This is a genomic window from Alkalibacterium putridalgicola, from assembly GCF_900109825.1.
In the GTDB taxonomy this organism is placed as follows: Bacteria; Bacillota; Bacilli; order Lactobacillales; family Carnobacteriaceae_A; genus Alkalibacterium; species Alkalibacterium putridalgicola.
Map to the genome: position 1 here is coordinate 37,178 of NZ_FOBL01000002.1, position 19,173 is coordinate 56,350.

General features: G+C 47.4%; 13 protein-coding genes. 12 read left to right on the top strand and 1 reads right to left on the bottom strand.

What is annotated here, in order from left to right:
- Nucleotides 1-602: 602 nt before the first annotated feature.
- Nucleotides 603-1,358 carry a type I methionyl aminopeptidase gene (map, locus tag BMX84_RS01165; RefSeq protein WP_091486240.1) on the top strand — a complete coding sequence of 252 codons (756 nt, stop codon included), beginning with the start codon at nt 603-605 and terminating at the stop codon, nt 1,356-1,358.
- Nucleotides 1,359-1,511: 153 nt separating this feature from the next.
- Nucleotides 1,512-2,756, top strand: a complete 1,245-nt coding sequence (locus tag BMX84_RS01170) for a CinA family nicotinamide mononucleotide deamidase-related protein (protein ID WP_177165420.1) — start codon at nt 1,512-1,514, stop codon at nt 2,754-2,756.
- A 143-nt stretch (nt 2,757-2,899) separates the two neighbouring features.
- Here the strand turns inward: BMX84_RS01170 and BMX84_RS01175 are convergent, their stop codons facing one another.
- Nucleotides 2,900-3,760, bottom strand: coding sequence for a MurR/RpiR family transcriptional regulator (locus tag BMX84_RS01175; RefSeq protein WP_091486245.1), 861 nt, complete (start codon nt 3,758-3,760; stop codon nt 2,900-2,902).
- Between the two features lie 141 nt (nt 3,761-3,901).
- Here BMX84_RS01175 and gnd point away from each other — a divergent pair, with 141 nt between their 5' ends.
- The 10 genes from gnd (at nt 3,902) to BMX84_RS01225 (ending at nt 18,881) form a co-directional block, all read left to right on the top strand.
- A complete protein-coding gene (gene gnd, locus BMX84_RS01180; RefSeq protein ID WP_091486248.1) occupies nt 3,902-4,801 on the top strand; it encodes a phosphogluconate dehydrogenase (NAD(+)-dependent, decarboxylating) in 900 nt (299 codons plus the stop codon).
- A 90-nt stretch (nt 4,802-4,891) separates the two neighbouring features.
- Nucleotides 4,892-6,235 carry a GntP family permease gene (locus tag BMX84_RS01185; RefSeq protein WP_091486251.1) on the top strand — a complete coding sequence of 448 codons (1,344 nt, stop codon included), beginning with the start codon at nt 4,892-4,894 and terminating at the stop codon, nt 6,233-6,235.
- Between the two features lie 81 nt (nt 6,236-6,316).
- Complete coding sequence (gntK, locus tag BMX84_RS01190; RefSeq protein ID WP_091486254.1) at nt 6,317-7,849, top strand: gluconokinase; 1,533 nt, start codon at nt 6,317-6,319, stop codon at nt 7,847-7,849.
- A gap of 870 nt (nt 7,850-8,719) precedes the next feature.
- On the top strand, nt 8,720-9,364 hold the full coding sequence (locus BMX84_RS01195; protein ID WP_091486257.1) for a YesL family protein: 645 nt from the start codon (nt 8,720-8,722) through the stop codon (nt 9,362-9,364).
- 62 nt (nt 9,365-9,426) lie between these two features.
- The gene (locus tag BMX84_RS01200; RefSeq protein ID WP_091486259.1) at nt 9,427-10,431 is read left to right on the top strand and encodes a LacI family DNA-binding transcriptional regulator; all 1,005 of its coding nucleotides are present in this window, start codon (nt 9,427-9,429) and stop codon (nt 10,429-10,431) included.
- 278 nt (nt 10,432-10,709) lie between these two features.
- Nucleotides 10,710-12,059, top strand: a complete 1,350-nt coding sequence (locus tag BMX84_RS01205; RefSeq protein WP_091486262.1) for an ABC transporter substrate-binding protein — start codon at nt 10,710-10,712, stop codon at nt 12,057-12,059.
- 340 nt (nt 12,060-12,399) lie between these two features.
- The gene (locus BMX84_RS01210) at nt 12,400-13,380 is read left to right on the top strand and encodes a carbohydrate ABC transporter permease (RefSeq protein ID WP_091486264.1); all 981 of its coding nucleotides are present in this window, start codon (nt 12,400-12,402) and stop codon (nt 13,378-13,380) included.
- Between the two features lie 2 nt (nt 13,381-13,382).
- Nucleotides 13,383-14,210, top strand: a complete 828-nt coding sequence (locus BMX84_RS01215; RefSeq protein ID WP_091486267.1) for a carbohydrate ABC transporter permease — start codon at nt 13,383-13,385, stop codon at nt 14,208-14,210.
- A gap of 134 nt (nt 14,211-14,344) precedes the next feature.
- On the top strand, nt 14,345-15,673 hold the full coding sequence (locus BMX84_RS01220) for a glycoside hydrolase family 30 protein (protein ID WP_091486270.1): 1,329 nt from the start codon (nt 14,345-14,347) through the stop codon (nt 15,671-15,673).
- Nucleotides 15,674-15,707: 34 nt separating this feature from the next.
- Nucleotides 15,708-18,881: a hypothetical protein gene (locus tag BMX84_RS01225; RefSeq protein WP_091486272.1), complete on the top strand. Its 3,174-nt coding sequence runs from the start codon at nt 15,708-15,710 to the stop codon at nt 18,879-18,881.
- The last annotated feature ends 292 nt before the right edge of the window (nt 18,882-19,173 follow it).

The following is a 19,173-nucleotide window of genomic DNA, read 5'->3' on the forward strand; positions in this document are numbered from 1 at the left end:
ATGAAACTGACTCATGTCAGTTTCAAAAGCATTAGAACTTAAAAAGGGAACCTATTCGATGAAAACGAATAGGTTATTGAAGTAAAGAGCGTTTAGTTGGTGGTTTGGTAAGTAGATTATGGATACGCTCAGCTACATACCGAAGTTAGAGATATTCGGCAAGTTCATCCTAAACATACACAGCTAATTACCGAAATTTGTACACCTTCGTCAATTAGAAAAGAATAGTTGTATCCTAACTACCGAAGTAGCATTTATTCGGTAGTTAGGGTGCAAGTGGATGAATCTATCGACCGAACCTACGCTATATTCGTCACTTAAAACTTGTTCACTGGAATGTACTTACCGAATTTGGCGATATTCGACAAGTAGGTTGCAAGTTGAGCATCCTAACTACCGAACACGTCCATTATTAATAAAATTCAAAAATTAAAATGACGTCAGAGCCAAATAGCATCAAATCCACCCCCCCCGATTCGGTTCATACGCGCCGGCAGCGTATATGTTCCGCCTTAAAATCACTTCTTTCAAGAAAAAGGTTTTTAAAAGGCGGTGTTTTCGCTATAATAGTAAGGGAAATGAATAGTGAAGGAGAATGTTTTGTGATCACCTTGAAATCACCTCGCGAAATCGAAGCGATGGACAAAGCGGGCGACGTGCTAGCCAAGATCCATGAGCATCTGCGCGACTTTATTAAACCGGGCATTACCGGAATGGCTATCGAAAAATACGTTGAAGAATTGATGGAAAAATACGGTGCGACAGCGGAACAGAAAGGTTTTGAAGGCTACGAGTACTCTACCTGTGTCAGCGTCAACGACGAGATCTGTCACGGCTTTCCGCGTGAAGACGTCCTGAAGCAGGGCGATCTGATCAAAGTGGATATGGTCGTCAACCTGAACGGCGCTTTAGCTGATTCATGCTGGAGCTACAGTGTGGGGGAACCGACGCCGGAACTCAAGAAACTGATGGACGTCACTAAAGAAGCCTTGTATAAAGGCATCGAAGCGGCGAAACTGGGCAACCGTATCGGTGACATCGGTCATGCGATCCAGACATACGTTGAAGCAGAAGGCTTTGCGGTGGTCCGCGAATTCATCGGACACGGCATCGGCCCGACGCTGCATGAAGCACCAAGTGTGCCACATTATGGCCAAGCCGGAAAAGGCTCGCGCCTGAAAGAAGGCCTCGTCATCACGATCGAACCGATGGTAAATACCGGGACGTGGCGCTCGAAAATGGACAGCAACGGCTGGACAGCCCGCACTAAAGACGGCGGACTCAGCTGCCAGTACGAACACACCATTGCGATCACCAAAGACGGTCCAAAAATCCTGACGAAACAGGAAGGCGAATAGCCCGACTCAACTGAATAGAAAACAGAAGAAGTGCGCAGCCGCGCACTTCTTTTTTTAGAGAAAAGCCACACGACGGCCCCTTACATATTCGTTTAAATCCTCACTTCTGATACAATGAATGTGAGAAGAAACACTTTGCAGAGGAGATCAGCTATGAAAACAGAAATCATTTCAGTCGGCACCGAGCTTTTGATGGGTTATGTGGTAGATACCAACGCCGGCAAGATCGCACAGGAACTTTTGACGATCGGCTTGGGGACCTATTACCAGCAGACGGTGGGAGACAATCCCGAGCGTTTACGCGAAGCGATTAAACTGGCGTCGGAGCGGTCCGATATTATCATCCTGACCGGTGGACTGGGGCCGACGCAGGACGACATCACCAAACAAGTGGCTGCAGAATTTCTAGACGATGAACTGGTTTTAGATAACGGACAGCTGGATATCATAAAAGCTGTGTTCAAAAAACGCGGCACGGAGCCGGACGAGAATGTCTATCGTGAAGCCCTGACCTTCAAGCACGGCCAGACACTGTTCAATGATGTGGGACTGGCCTGCGGATCCGCATTCAAAAGAGAGACAAAAGCAGAAACCAACCAGCACATCATTCTGCTGCCGGGCGTTCCGTATGAAATGACCTATATGCTCAAGCACAAGGTGAAGCCGTACTTAAAAGAAATCATCCAGAAAAAAGGCGTCATCGAGTCCCTGTTCATGAATTTCAACGGGATCGGCGAGTCGAGAGTGGCCATGCTTTTGAATGATAAAATCCAAAACCAGACGAATCCGACGATCGCCATGTACGCCAAGCCGCGGCACATCACGATTCGCATCACTGCCAGTGCTAAAGATGCCAAAACAGCGGCACAAATGAACCAGAAAACAGCGGATGAGATCCAAGAGATCCTGTCAGAAAACTTTATCGGCTACGGGGAAGACCAGACGATCGAAACCTATGTCGTCGACCTCCTGAAAAAGAAGAAGTTGACTCTGAGCATCGTAGAAGGCTTTACTTCAGGACTCGTTATGAGTTCGCTCACAAGTATAGCCGGTGTGTCTTCAATCTTTGCAGGCGGACTGGTCTCGTTGAACACTGAAACGAGTGAGAAACAGTTCGGTCTCACGGATCTAAAGAGCAAAACACCAGAAGACACGGCCAAGATCCTGGTAGAAGAGTGTGCAGAAACCTTCCAGACCGATATCGGCTTGAGCGTCACAGCGGAAACCATACTCAACACATCCGGTCAGCTGTTGTCCGGTACCGGTTATATCGCTGTCTTCATAAAAGACGAGCCGGTCAAAGTGAAGCCGTTCCCGCTGCCAGAAAAGCCGCAGCCTGTGTTAAGAGAGCTGCTCAAAAATGAAGCACTGGCGTTTTTGAAAGATGCAGTGGAGTAGCATCACCAAAGAAATTTTTTCCGCCAGAAATTCGATTCACACATAAGTCGATTCACCCACAAATCGATCCACACAATCAATCAAAACACACAAAAAAGGCTTGAATCTCACAGGATTCAAGCCTTTTCCTTTATCCAAAAACTCTACAGACGTTTCTTCTGGATCGCTTTTCTGACATGCTGCAGTGAGGCCTGACCTTTGTCATCCAGCGAAGCCATCACATTCACGTACAGCGCATCGAGAATACTCAGCTGGGCGATGCGGGAAGCCAGGGCTTCCGAGCGGAAATCTGTTTCTTCCGACAAGGTATACAGAGAAATATCTGAACCCTGACTCAGCGGCGACTGCGTGAAGCCGGTGATGCAGATGGTCGGCACTTGCTGCTCCTTGACCGTTTCCAGGATCTCCAGGATATCCTTGGAATGTCCCGTATGCGAGATCAGGATAGCGACATCGCCTTTTTTCAACTGGGACGCCGAGATCAGCTGCATATGGGAGTCGGTCTGGACGCTGACGGTCAGGCCGGTCCGGATGAATTTGTGATACCCATCCATCGCAATAACGTTCGATCCGCCGAACCCGAACAGCTCGATCTTCCCGGCATGCAAAATCAAATCCACAGCCCGGGAGAAATCTTCGTCATCGATGACTTCGAGCGTATCCTGCAGGGTCTTGATGTTGGAATGAAAGACCTTCTCCAGGATCGTTTTTTCATCATCGCTTTTTGACACCTTCTCATGGACATCTTTCATCTCGTTCACGGATTCTGTGGCCAAGGAGATCTTCAAATTCTGAAAGCCTTTATAGCCAAGCTTTTTACAGAAGCGGAACACAGTGGAGTCGGCCAGGTTCAGTTCTTCAGCGATCTCATTGATCGTTCCGTGGATGATTTTTTCCGGATGTTCCAGGATGAAATCCGCCATCAGACGTTCCTTCTCGCTTAAAGTAGAGTAAATAGATCGGATGCGCATCTGGGTATTTTTATTCTGGAAACTCTGATTCATACACTCACCTCTCAGGTCGTTTTTTACAGTATAAAGTAAAATCACAAAAAAAGAAATATTTTTCTTGAAAAGGCTTGCAAGAAATAAAATTCTTTTGTATACTTACACCATAGAAAAATATTTCATAAAGGAGGATGAAAAATGAAATTAGCGATTTGTGGATTAGGGAAAATGGGCATGAACCTGGTACTGAATTTATTGGATCACGATCATGACGTTGTCGCGTACGACATCGACAAGGAACTGATTGCTGAAGCAGAAAGGAAAGGTGCCACAGGAGCCGCGTCACTAAAAGAGGTAGTGGATCACTTGCCGGACAAGAAAATCATCTGGATGATGGTCCCGGCTGGCGACATCACGGAAAAACTTGTAACCGATATCACACCGCTGCTTTCCGCTGGAGACGTTCTGATGGACGGCGGAAATGCCTTGTACAAAGATTCGATGAGACGATATGACACATTGAAAGAGTCAGGGATCCATTATATCGATGTCGGCACGAGCGGCGGGATGGAAGGAGCCAGAGAAGGCGCCTGTACGATGGTCGGCGGTGACAGAGACGTCGTTGAAGAGATCGAACAGATCTTCCAGGACATTTCAGTCGATAAAGGATACTTATACACCGGGAAATCCGGCAGCGGACATTTCCTTAAAATGGTCCACAACGGCGTGGAGTACGGCATGATGCAATCGATCGGGGAAGGTTTTGACATCCTTGAAAAGAGTGCCTTCGACTACGACCATCAAGACGTCGCTAGAGTCTGGAACAACGGATCGGTCATTCGATCCTGGCTGATGGAACTCATGGAATACGCCTTTTCAGATGATCCGAAGCTGGATGACATCAAAGGAGTCGTCCATGCATCCGGTGAAGGGAAATGGACCGTTGAAACCGCTATGGAACTGGAAGCAGCTGCCCCGGTCATTGCCTTGTCGCTGATGATGCGGAACCGTTCGCTGGAATCCGATACGTTCAGCGGGAAAGTGGTAGCCTCACTGCGCAATCAGTTCGGCGGCCATTCAGTCGAGTTGAATGATTGATAGACAACTAAAAAGGATCGGAAAATTACTATATAAATACAGTTGGAACTAATTGATTGCTATAAATACATTTAAATTGGAGGAATTATAATGGATGGAACACTATTGATTTTCATGGCGCTGGCCGGGATCGCGATTCTTTTATTCCTGGTCATCGCATTCAAAATGCATGCGTTTGTTGCTTTACTATTAACAAGTTTGATCGTCGGTGTCGCAACAGGCATGCCACTTAACGGGGTCATCGACTCTGTGATAAGTGGGATGGGCGGGACCCTCGGATTTGTCGCCATTGTCGTCGGCCTTGGCGCCATGTTCGGTAAGATGCTGGAGATCTCCGGCGGGGTCGAGCGGCTCGCAAGCAGTCTCTTGAATAAGTTCGGGGAAGATAAAGCGCAGTGGGCCTTAGGCATCGCCGGCTTCCTGGTCGCTATCCCGGTATTCTTCGATGTCGGTTTCATCATCTTAGTACCGATCGTTTACGGCCTGCAGAGAAAAACGGGACGTTCACTGCTTTACTATGGTATCCCGCTGTTAGCCGGGCTGGCCGTCACGCACTCATACATCCCACCAACTCCAGGTCCGATCGCCGTGGCTGATCTAGTCGGCGCTGACTTGGGCTGGGTCATCCTGTTCGGATTTATCGCAGGTATCCCGTCAATGATACTTGCCGGACCTGTCTTTGGTAAATGGATATCAAAACGCATCAATATCGGTATCCCTGAATACATGAACCTGGAAGATAAAGAATGGGACAAAGAACTGCCAAGTTTCGGTATGATTGCATCGATCATCCTGCTGCCTTTAGCTCTTATCCTGTTTAACACACTATCGACTGTTTTGTTTGCAGAAGGCAACATCATCCGCAGCATCTCGACCTTTATCGGACATCCGATCGTCGCTTTACTGCTGGCTACATTAGTCACATTCACTGTATTAGGTACAAAACGCGGCTATACCCGTAAAGAAGTTCAGGACATCGCGACCAAATCACTGGAACCTGTCGGGATCATTATCCTCGTGACTGGTGCCGGTGGCGTATTCAAACAAGTCCTGATCGATTCAGGCGTGGCACAGGTATTAGGTGAGCAAATGGCTGCGTCACCGCTGCCACCGATCCTTCTGGCTTTCGTTTTGGCGTCTGCCATCCGTATCGCTCAAGGGTCAGCCACCGTATCGATGGTCACGGCTGCCGGTTTGATGGCTCCGGTACTGCCATCTATGGGCGTTGAAGGTCCCGGTCTGGCATTGATCGTTATTGCCATCGCCGGTGGGTCAACCGCCTTCTCACACGTCAACGACTCCGGCTTCTGGCTGGTATCCCGCTTCTTCGGTCTGGATGAAAAAGACACACTGAAAAGCTGGACCGTTATGGAGACCATTATCGGCTTTACCGGGCTTGCCATGGCGATGCTTTTAGGGGTATTCTTTATGTAAGACTAAGAAATCAGTAAAACAGAAGAAGCTTCTCCAGGAGAGGCTTCTTCTTTAGATTCAAGCACAGAAAGGGGTTATGAAATGAGTCATTATTCAATCGGTGCAGATATAGGCACGACGAGCACCAAAGCGGTATTATTTTCATCAGAAGGGGATATCGTCCATCAGGCGACGGTAGAGTATCCCTTATTGACGCCGGAACCCAAAGCAGCGGAACAGGATCCGGATGAGATCGTGGAAGCCGTTGTGACAGCTATTCAGAGCGTCATGGCAAATTCCGGGGTGGACAAGAAAGACATCACCGTCCTTTCGTTCAGTGCCGCGATGCACAGTCTGATCGCCGTGGATGCAAAAGGGAAGCCGTTGACCAAGTCTCTAACCTGGGCGGATCAGCGCGCAGAACCATATGCCAGACAGTTGAAAGAAACGAATGGGAAAGCGATCTACGATAAAACAGGGACGCCGATCCATCCGATGTCTCCCTTGACGAAGCTGATGTGGCTGAAAGCGGAGCAGCCGGACATTTTCAACAAAGCCAGCCGGTTTATCGGGATCAAAGAGTACGTCTTTTACCATTTCTTCAATAAGTATGTGGTGGATCACTCCATCGCATCCGCAACGGGTCTATTAAATATGTATGAGCTGGACTGGGACAAAGAAGCCCTTGAAACAGCCGGCGTGACAAAAGACCGCTTATCTGAACTTGTGCCGACGACGGCCGTGTTCACGGATATGGATCCTGAACTGGCTGAACGCATGGGGATCCATCCCGATATGAAAGTCGTTATCGGTGCCAACGACGGCTGCCTGGCCAATCTGGGAGTGAATGCCATTGAAAACGGCGTGGTTGCTGTATCGATAGGTACCAGCGGCGCGATCCGGACTGTAACAGACAAGCCGGTCTCCGATCCTAAAGGCCGTATTTTCTGCTATGCCCTGACTGAGGATCACTGGGTCATCGGCGGACCGGTCAACAATGGCGGCATGATCCTGCGCTGGCTGCGGGATGAACTGTGCGCTGAAGAAGTCAGTGCTGCCAAGGCACAAGCGTGTGATCCCTATGATCTCATCACGGAAAAGATCGCCAAGATCAGTGCCGGTTCAAACGGTCTGCTTTTCCATCCGTATTTGTCGGGAGAAAGGGCGCCGTCCTGGAACGCCAACGCCAGAGGTTCCTTCTATGGCCTGGCGATGCACCATAAGCGCGAACACATGATGCGTGCCGTGCTCGAAGGGATCAACATGAACCTTTATATGGTCCTTCTGGCTCTGGAAGAAGTGATCGGGATACCGGATCGGATCCATGCGACAGGCGGCTTTGCCAAGTCACCCGTATGGCGTCAGATGATGGCCAATATCTTCAACCAGGAAGTGCATGTCCCGCAGACGGTAGAAGGCGCCTGTCTGGGTGCGGCCGTCTTAGGTAAATATGCCATTGGTGAGATCGACGATTTGACCGAAGTCAGACATATGGTGGAAACCAAAGAAATCACCGTACCGGAAGCCGAGGAAGTGGCGGTCTACGAAGAACTGATGCCGCTTTACATCCGTCTAAGCCGCTTGTTCGAAGAGGAATACGACGCCATTACTGCTTTCCAGCAGAAATATAAGTAAAAATTCTTTAAATAATACACTGAATGAGTGACCCATCGGTAATGATGGCGCTCGTTCAGTGTTTTTTTGTTTTCGAAGTGATTTGAAGATGAAGAGGGTGGCAGAATGTCACCCTCTTTTCCTAACCTAAAAGACTTTTCGTAAAAGGGCATCCCAAAATTCAGCAGTCACTATTCATTTAGGACTGGTTCGTCACTTAGGTGAACAAGCCACTCGCCTAAGTGACGAACAAGGCTAACTTCGGTAAGTACGTGCTTACGATCTAGCCCTAAGTGTCGAAGTCGGGGGAGGTTCGGTAATTAGGAATAAGCTAAAGCAGCCTACTTACCGAAGAAGCGCCAGTTCGGTAAGTAGCAGGACAACCTTATTTTCAAAGTGTCGAACACATGCCTGCTTCGGTAATTAGCGGCATGGCCGGGCCCGCTACTTACCGAATACAGTAAACTTCGACACGTTCGTTTAGAAATCCCGATCCTACTTACCGAACCACACCAAAAAAGCCGCACAGACCCTTAGCTGCGTCACGCCAAACACATTTTTAATCCGCAATCCTTCTTTAAAAGGACGTAATAATGTGCAGTCTCGCTTCCGGGCGAGACTGACCCGCTTTGAAATTAAAAAAATCGTGAAGACCATATGATTTTGTATAGTTTTGATTAAATATCCCGTCATTAAGAGACTGACACTTGTCATAAACTTGTCATTTTTAGGTAAACGATTTCACAAATTATAAAATAACAGTTGCACTTTTTAAAAATAAGCATTAAAATGACTCATGAATTCAACTGGTGGATTTGAAAGAGAAAAACTGAGGATACATTTCAAACATCCCTGTTTCAAAGCAACCAGTCAAAAGAAAGGAGTGATCGAATGGAAAATGCAGAAGGTGGATCAATGGATCTCATCATGAAAGGGTTCGACTGGCTCGCCACACTGGCATTTCTTAACATTTTATGGTTAGGTTTTACACTCGCGGGAGGTATCCTGTTCGGAGCGGGGCCGGCGACCTTTGCTGTGAATGCACTGGTCAAAAAGAAACTGCACCAGGACGATCTGTCACACGTGTTCACGAAATTCAAAACAGAATTCAAGGAACACTTCAAAGAGGGGAACCGTTATTTCTGGCTGGTAACTGCTGCATCGCTGTTTATCTATGTCGATATCCGTGTGATTCAGGCTTTGCCGCAGAACACATTCATCCAGCTCGTCGTTTTACCTTCACTGTTAATCTTAAGCGCTTTAGTCATTATCGTCGCAACATTCGCTTTAGGTATCTATTTCGAGTTCGGTGATTCAGTTATAAAAAGTCTGAAAGACGCTTTCTGGCTGACACTTATTTCACCTGTCGCAGGCATCATGATCGTCCACGCCTTTTTGATCGGCCTACTGGTTTACGCCTATGTACCGGCTTTGATCATGTTTTACTCGGTTTCGTCTTATGCGTTTGTTACGCAATGGATCATGTCAAAAACCTTTAAACGAATAAAAAGAAAAAAATATTCAAATAGTTATTGACATCGATTTCATAGTGCGATATAGTTACACATGTAAAGCGCTTTCGATTGGAGAAGAACATTATGGTTACGATTTATGATATCGCTGAACATGCCGGATACTCGATCGCTACGGTATCCAAAGCCTTGAACAATAAAAAGGTGAGTGAAAAAGCGAGACGAAAGATTATGGAGGCAGTTGAAGAACTGCACTACACACCTAATTCTTCTGCTCGAACACTTGCAACCAATAAATCCTGGATGATCGGTGTGGTCTTCGGAGAGAATCTCGGTATCGGGATCGCTCATCCGTTTTTCAGCCAAGTCATCGAAGGATTTAAAAAGCACGTTGAGTTATATAACTACGATCTGCTTTTCGTTTCAAGACACATGGGACTTCAGCAGGAAACATATAAACACTTGCTTCATCGTGGAGTAGACGGGATCGTTATTATCCAGTCTCATGGTGAAGATGAAATATCCCAAGTGGATCACATGATCCCGACTGTCTATATCGACAGACCAACGGATGAACCAGGAACGGTTTACAGCGACAATCACGCTGGAAGTCGACTGGCTGTCAATCACTTCGTTGAAAACGGTCATACTAAAATCGCTCATATCAGAGGGAATCAGACGACTTTTGCCGGTATCGAACGGGCCAAGGGGTTTGAAAAAGCCATGAAAGAACAGGGGCTGACTGTAAGAGACGAGTATTTAGTAGATGGCGGTTTCTACTCTCAAGCGGGTGGTCGTGAAGCAATGATCCGTCTGTTGTCTTTAAAAGACCGACCGACCGCTGTGTATGTGGCGGGGGACGAAATGGCGATAGCCGCCATGAAAGTCACGAAAGAATGGGGACTCAGAGTTCCTGAAGATATATCATTTATTGGTTTCGATGACATCAAGATCGCCCAGCACGTCGATCCGGCTCTGACGACCATTCGTCAGGACAAAGAACTGATCGGACAGAAGGCGGCGATCATATTGCTCGATAAAATCAATAGCATAGATCCAACTCAAGAAGTGGATAAAAAAATGGTGCCTGTATCATTGATCAAAAGAGATTCGGTACACCGCCTTGCTTAAGCAAGGTGCCATTTTATAAAAAAAATTAAGCGCTTAAGGCAAGGGTGAAATGGAGTTCAAACGAAATAAAGGGGGAAATGAATAGAATAAAGAGATTGTAAGCGTTACAAATAGAAGTGAAAGTCGAAATCGCATTACTTTTTTATTTATTCATTAGGTTAAGCGCTTAAGTTCGTTAGTTTATTAAATCAACTCAAAACGCTTGACTGCAGCATTTGGCATCATTAGTACTTATATCAACAAACAAAATCAACAACCCAATTTTAGGAGGAAAACAAATGAAAAACTCATGGAAATTAGCAAGTTTATTATGTGGTGCAGCTTTAATGACAGCATGTGGATCAGAATCAGACACAGGTTCAGAAGCTGGCGGCGAATCTTCAAACGGCGGCGACGAAGGCGAAACGACCCTTGTCATCAACTCCTTTACAGATGAATTACAGTACCCGATCGAAGTCTTTGAAGAAAGAAACCCAGGCGTCAACATCGACCTGCAGATCATCCCGACTGAAAACTATGTCGACACACTTCGTCCAGCACTTGAATCAGGAAGCGGTGCACCCGACATCTTCACAGGTGAGATCGTTTACCTATTAGACTGGATCGAGCAGGACTACTGGATGGACTTGAACGAATATGACGTTGACTCATGGTCAGACGACTATCTTGACTATGTATGGGAACTTGGACGCAACGAAGCCGGCGAAATGAAGGCTCTATCATGGCAGACAACACCAGGCGGCATCTACTACCGTCGAAGCATCGCTGAAGAAGTCTTCGGTACAGACGATCCCGATACGATCGGTGAACAAATGTCTACAATGGAAGGCTTGATGGAAGCCGGAGCGCAGCTTGAAGAAGCCGGATACCGCTTGTTCCCGGATGAAGGATCGATCGGACCTTACACAATGGGCGCCAATCCTGTTCCTTGGGTAAACGAAAACAACGAACTGCAAATGACAGACGAACGTCTATCTTACTTCGACTACGCTAAAGAGCTTCGTGACAACCAGTATACAGCACTTGCTCCTGCATGGTCACCAGCATGGTACGCATCATTCAACGAGCCGATCACATATAACGCCGGTTGGGAAGAGATGGAAGAAGGCGAAGAAACAACAGAAGTCTTCGGTGTCTCACTGCCAACATGGGGTCTTCACTCTGTACTGAAAACAGACGCACAGGAAACTGCAGGCGACTGGGCCGTAACGAACGGTCCATCACCATACTTCCAGGGTGGATCATGGATCGGTATTTATGAAGGATCAGAAAATAAAGACGTTGCCTTTGACTTCATTCAAATGCTGGTCAACGACGAAGAGTTCCTGACAGAATGGGTAGAAGAAACCGGCGACGTGTTGAGCTACAAACCAGTTATGGAAAAAGTGGCTGAAGATTATTCAGACGACTACCTTGGCGGACAGAACCACTACGAATTCTTCCTTGAGCGTGCTGAAGAAATCGATCCAAGTAACGTCACACGCTACGACCAGCGTCTAGACCAAATGTTTGGAACATCTGTTGGCGCTTATGTTGACGGCGTATTGACGAAAGACGAAGCACTTGAAGAGTTCTACGCAGAAGTACAGAACGCCTTCCCTAACATTACCGTACCAGAATCTAACTAAGAACTGAACAGAGGGGGAGGAGCTGAAATCAGCGCCCCCTTTATTCATTATTAATGATGAAAAGCGAGAAGTTTTTGACACGTTCTATGTCTAGCTACTCAAGCCAGACACCGCATGAAAAAAGAGAAAGGACCACCAGCTAACGCATATTGAGACTCTAACTTGCTAAAGCAAGAAGGCTCTCAATAACTGCGCAGTATGCTCTTCTGACGCATACGATGACTCTACGCATTAAAATGCTAGACTCATGGTAATTCAGGACGTCCTTCCCTATTTTTCACGGGGGTCTAACCGGCTTGATCAGCTTTTCTAGTAACACATAGAAAGGAAACGATTGATTATGACTAAAAGTAACGAACAGACAGTCGCTGCGGATTCGACTGCTTCCGTTTCAAAGAAAAAGTTAAGGAAGAAAAATAATAACCATCCTTATTTTTACATTGCACCTTTTGTTATCGTATTTCTGTCATTCAACATTTATCCGATTTTACTGACCTTTTACTATTCCTTGACCAACTATACAGGAATGGGCGGGATCGAGAATGCTGAATTCGTAGGGCTGGCGAACTACGCCCGACTGATAGGAGATGACTTCTTCTATGAAGCCTTCTTCAATACGATCAAAATCTGGGGTGTGAACTTTGCCATTCAAATCACCATCGCGATGGGACTGGCACTCTTGTTCTCAGATATGCGCCTGAAGCTGAAGGGTTTGAATACGTTCAGAGCCTTGTTCTTCCTTCCGAATATCATTACGATCGCTTCAGTTGCTCTCTTGTTCAGCATCCTGCTGGACTGGAACTATGGTTCTTTGAACCAGATGCTGTTGAGCTTGAACTTGATCGATCGTCCGATCAACTGGCTGAACGATCCGGTGCTTGCCCAAGGGTGGGTCGCTCTGATCGGTGCCTGGATGTGGTTCGGTAACACGTTCATCATCCTGATGGCTGGTATATCCGGTATTCCTAAAGACTTTTATGAAGCAGCGTATATCGACGGCGCCAACTGGTGGGACACATTCACAAAAATTACCCTGCCTCAGCTGAAGCCAATCCTCTTGTACGTCTTTATTACATCCATCATCGGCGGTCTACAGATCTTCGACTTGCCGCTCTTGATGACAGACGGACGAGGTGCGCCGCGTGGAGCTTTGAACACCATGGTTATCTATCTTTACAACCAGGGATTCAGTTACGCGAACTTCGGTTATTCCGCAGCGATCGCTTACGGACTCTTTATCATTACGATCGTCTTTTCTGCGATCACATTCAAGACCATGTACCGCAGTCAAGTCAAAGTTAAAAAAGGAGGGAGAAAATAATCATGAAAAAAATGAAAACAGCACGAGGCGTGATCTATTTCTTCCTCATATTACTTGTTATCATCTGTTTCATCCCGTTTTACATGATGATCATCAATGCTACGCGTTCAAACTCTGAGATCTTAAGAGGTTTCACTTTGATCCCAAGCAACGCCTTAATGGAAAACTACGCGATCCTGGACAGCTACATCAATATCTGGATCGGTTTCCGAAACAGTCTGATTATCGCATTGTCTGTAACAGTTTTGAACTCATACTTCTCGGCGTTGACAGCCTTTGCCTTAGTTGTGTATGAATTCAAAGCGAAGAACGTCATCTTCATTACGTTCATCGTCATGATGATGGTGCCTGGACAGCTCGGCCTGATCGGTTTATACGACCTGGCAAGCACATTCGGGATCCTGGACACTTACTGGCCACTGATCATTCCGGCTATTGCAGCACCGTTCACTGTGTTCTTCTTTAGACAATTCCTCATCACAACGATGCCGATGTCTATCCTGGAATCCGGTCGAATCGATGGGGCCGGCGAAACGTACATGTTCCACCGACTCGTTCTGCCGATCTTGATGCCTGCGATCGCGACAATGGGGATCTTTACCTTTATCGGTTCATGGAACAACTTCCTGTTCCCATTAGTCATCATTCGCTCGCCAAGACTGTATACCTTGCCGATCATGATCAGACAACTGCAGGGGTCACCTGTGGCATCGAACTTAGGTGCGATCTACTTGGGTATCGCCATTTCCGTGGTACCAATCATGATTGCCTTCCTGTTCCTGTCTAAATATATTATTTCAAGTATCACTGCAGGTGCGGTCAAAGGGTAAGCTTGAACAAAAAAGTACTATCATCTCTATGTCTTGTAGAGCATAGTACTTTTTTTGTGGATAATTTGACGAAAAAAAGCACGCGATTCAAAAATAAAACCGTTCTAAACTGAACAAAAAGGATGATTTATACTATGACGAAACGTACTGTAACGGCTGTTCAGTCTGTGAAAGAAGAAGGCAGCTTCTGGCAACCTGTTTCTATTAAAAAAGTAACTGACGATTCAGTCACCCATGTCAAAGTCGATACGAGTGAGACGTATCAGACCTGGATGGGGTTCGGCGGGGCACTCACAGAATCTGCCACTTATACGCTGGACCAGCTTCCAGAAGAGAAGAAGGAGAGCATCTTAAAGGCCTATTACGATAAAGAAAAGGGCTTGGGCTACACGATGGGCCGTCTGCATATTGCCAGCTGTGATTTCTCTTTGGAGAACTATGATTACATCGAAGAAAACGACGAAACACTGGAAACATTCAACATGGACCGTGAAGAGAAATGGGTCCTGCCGACCTTGCGTCGAGCTCAGGAAATCGCCGGCGAACCTTTAACACTGGTTGCTTCTCCCTGGAGCCCGTCAGCATGGATGAAAACGAACGGCGAGCGCAACAACGGCGGCAAGCTGAAAAAAGAATACTATACGCTTTGGGCGCAGTTCATTGCCCGTTACCTGAAAGAAATGCAGAAGAAAGGCTTTGAGATCGAAGCCATAACGGTCCAGAACGAACCGGCTGCGACGCAGACATGGGATTCATGTGAATTTACAGCGGAAGAAGAAGCCGAAATGGTGAAAGTGCTGTCTCGTGTCTTCAAAGAAGAAGGCATCACGGTCAACATCATCATCTGGGACCACAACCGCGACATCATTTTCGAACGTGCCGACACGGTATTGAGTGATGCAGAAGCCAATAAAGCTGTCTGGGGAGTGGGGAACCACTGGTACATGTCGGAAGACTTTGAAGAACTCTCAAAAGTCCATGACAAATACCCGGACAAACATATGATCTTCACCGAAGGCTGTATCGAAGGCGGCGTCCAGCTTGGTGCCTGGCATACCGGAGAACGCTACGCCAGAAACATCATGGGCGACATGAACAACTGGCTGGAAGGGTTCCTGGACTGGAACATCGTCCTGGACGAGCAGGGCGGTCCGAATCACGTCGGCAACTACTGTGATGCCCCGATCATTGCAGATACAAAAGAAAAAGTTGCCCACTACAACAGCTCATACTATTTCATCGGTCACTTGAGCAAGTACATCAGACCCGGTGCCCAGCGCGTAGACGTGTCCTTGAGCGGGAACGACTTATCTGTTGTGGCATTCAAAAATGAAGACGGCTCACTGATCACCGTCTTACTGAATGAAACAGATCAGGCATCAGACCTGGTATTATCACTCGACAAAGAAGCAGCAGCTGTTCACGTACCGGCACACAGCATCACGACGGTCGTATCCGAATAGATCCATAGCTTTAGCATAGAAAGGTTGACAAAGCGTGTATAAATTATTAGAAGACGGACGATTTAAAATAGAGGATTTCCAGCAGGCCAGTCCGTTCAGCAGTTTCCTGCCTGGAATCTCAGGAACAGACGGCATTCCGCTGTGGGCATTTTATGTCAACAGAGGACAGGGGATAGCCAGCTTCGGCGTTGAGAACAAAGACAACGCCATGCTGGAATTCCTGCCGGCCAACAAAGCGTATCAGTATGTCGGGACACAAGGGTTCCGTACATTCCTTAAAGGGACGCGTTCAGAAGAAACGTTCCAGTATGAACCGTTCCGTGCAGAAAGTGACGTCATCACAGATGAGATGATCATTTCCGACAACCATCTGGAACTGACCCACACCCAGAAACACCTGGGCATTGAAATGACAGTTGTCTATTACACCTTGCCGCATCAGGCCATTCCCGGTCTGATCCGTGAAGTGACATTCAAAAACTTGAGAGACGAACCGATCTCAATTGAAGGGGTAGACGGTCTGGCCAGCATGTTCCCGGCCCACGTCGATGATTCCGGCTATAAAGGCATCTCCAACACCTTCAAGAGCTGGTTCGACGCCTCTGTCAAAAACGATCAGTTTGCCTACTACTTCCTGAGAGGGAGCACGGCAGATGATGCCAAAGTGGACCAGAACGACGAAGGGAACTTCTATGCAACTCTGATGCAGACAGAAAACAAGACGCAGTTTTTGACACCGGTCTTTGACCGCGACGTCATTTTCGGTAACGACCTGACTTTACTTAATCCCAAAGCTTTTTACGGCCAGGACAGTCTAGACACCACAAAACAGATCGGTACCAACAAAGTCAGTGCAGCCTTCACACCCTTCAGCTTTGATCTGAAAGGCCAAGGTTCCGTGACCCTGACCAGCATTTTCGGCCAGACTACGGACAGAGAAAAAGCTGCCGACTTTATCGACACGCACATCACAGCTGAAAAGCTGGCTGACTATAAAGCTTCCGCATTCGAACTGGCGAAGGAATTCACCAGCCGTGTGGAAACGAAAACAGCTAACAAAGCTTTTGATGCCTATGTGAAACAGAACTATCTGGACAACGGCATCCGCGGCGGTTTCCCGGTCGTCTTTGAAAACGACCAGGCTAAACAGGTCTTTTACTTGTATTCAAGAAAGCACGGCGATCTGGAACGCGACTACAACTTCTTCTCGATCTCACCTGAGTACTATTCACAGGGGAACGGGAACTACCGCGACATGAACCAGAACCGACGTCTGGACACCTTCTTTGAACCGAAAGTGGCCGACCGCAACCTGCGTCAGTTCATGAGCCTGATCCAGCTGGACGGCTACAACCCGCTGTCCATCAAGACGGTTAAATATACCCTGGAAGACGACACATTCGACTTTGCAGGCTTCGGCTTCTCATCAAACCAGGCCGATGTCTGGCGCGATATGTCAAAAGACGGCTATACACCGGGCAGCCTGAAGAAATTCGTGGAACAAGAAAACATCACGTTGACTGAACCGTTCGAAGCCTTCCTGACCGATGTGCTGAGTGCAAGCAAGGAAGCCCTGGAAGCCGAACACGGCGAAGGGTTTTGGAGTGACCACTGGACGTACAACCTGGATCTTATCGACAGCTACCTGGCGATCTATCCGGACAAAGCGGACGACGCCTACTTTGGCGGCGGCTACCGCTTCTTCAACAGCCCGGCCAGTGTCCGTCCGTTGAGCGAAAAACTGAAACAAGGCAAGCTCGGCTGGCGCCAGTATGACGCTGTCCATGAAGATGAAGAAAAAATGGCCGACCATAAAAACGGTGAACACATGTGGATCGAAACGGATGCAGACGGCAAACCGGCTGAAACGAGCCTGTTCAGCAAGCTGATCCTTTTAGCAGCCAACAAAGTCTCGACCCTGGCTCCATTCGGACTTGGTGTAGAGATGGAAGGCGGCAAACCGGGCTGGAACGACGCGATGAACGGCCTGCCAGGTATGTTCGGTGCCGGAACGTCTGAACTCTTTGAACTGAAGCGTTTGGTCGACCGTTTGAGCAGCATTGAAAACAAGCAGAGCATCTTACTGCCGGCACAGGCATCAGCCTTCCTGCTGCATTTAAGAGATGTCCTGCGTGACACCGATGCGCTTGATCTAGCTGCCTGGAAATCACTGACCGAGGTACGTGAAGATTACCGTGAATCGATCGCAGGCGAAAACACCTTCAAGCTGGTGACCTGCACCGAAGACGTGGCCACAGAAGTCATCGCCTTGTTCGAAGAGGTCATGGAAAAAGCGATAGCCAACGTGGAAGCGCTGGACACCGAACTGATCCCGACGTATATCTACTTTGAAGCAACGGTTGAAAACGGCGAGATCACAGAGATGCAGCCTCATCCAGTGACCCCGTTCCTGGAAGGCATCGTCAAGAAGATGAAGATTTCAGGCGACACGACAGAAGCACGCGACTTGTACGGCAAAGTGAAAGCCAGTGACTTGTATGACCAGAAGCTCGGCATGTATAAAACCAGCGCCAGCATCCAGGACGAACCGATCGAACTGGGCCGTGCGAAATTCTTCACCCCGGGCTGGCTCGAGAACGAATCCGTGTTCCTGCACATGGCCTACAAATATCTTTTAGAACTGGTCAAAGTCGGCTTGTACGACGAATTTTATGAAGAGATCAAGACCGGACTCGTGGTCTTCAATGATCCGAAAGTCTACGGTAGAAGTATCCTGGAGAACTCATCCTTTATCGCAAGCAGTGCCAACCCGGACGAAAGTCTGCACGGCAAAGGCTTCGTGGCAAGACTAAGTGGCTCGACGGTCGAATTCCTGAACATGTGGGTGGAAATGTTTATTGGTAAGACCCCATTCACCATGGAAGAGGAACTGACCTTCAAGCTGGATCCGGTCCTGCCGGCTGATTTCTTTTCTGATGGAAAAATCGAATTCACTCTATTCAGTGACATCGACGTAAGGTACATCAACACCCAGTCCAAAGCAACATACGGTAAAGACGGCGTGAAACCGAACGCCTACACTGTCACACTGAAATCCGGTGAGACGGAAACCTTTGATGCTAAAGGCGTTAAAGGCGAATGGGCAGAAAAAATCAGAAACAAAGAAGTAAAAGAGATCACCGTCGCGCTGGACAGCGTGTCATCGAAAGAAGTGACAGAAGATCTGGCGGAAACTACTGAAGTTTAATGCGGATCTTAAGGAGTAGGGGCTCTAAAAGCTGAAACTCCTGAAGCAAAAACGTATACGTCAGGAGTTTAAACGAAAAAAGTCGTCACTCCTGACGTTTATCTGAAATGCGAAAAATCAGTGGTCGAAGACACAAGAAGGAACGTCTCCGCGAGCGGAGACGAACCCCTCTGAAAGAAAGTTGAATAAAAGTATTTAAAAGCATCAAATGATTTCAGTTTATGTTTATAAATGAATAGAGAAGGTGTCGTGCCTTCTCTATTTTTATAAAAAATTTTATGTAAAATGGAGG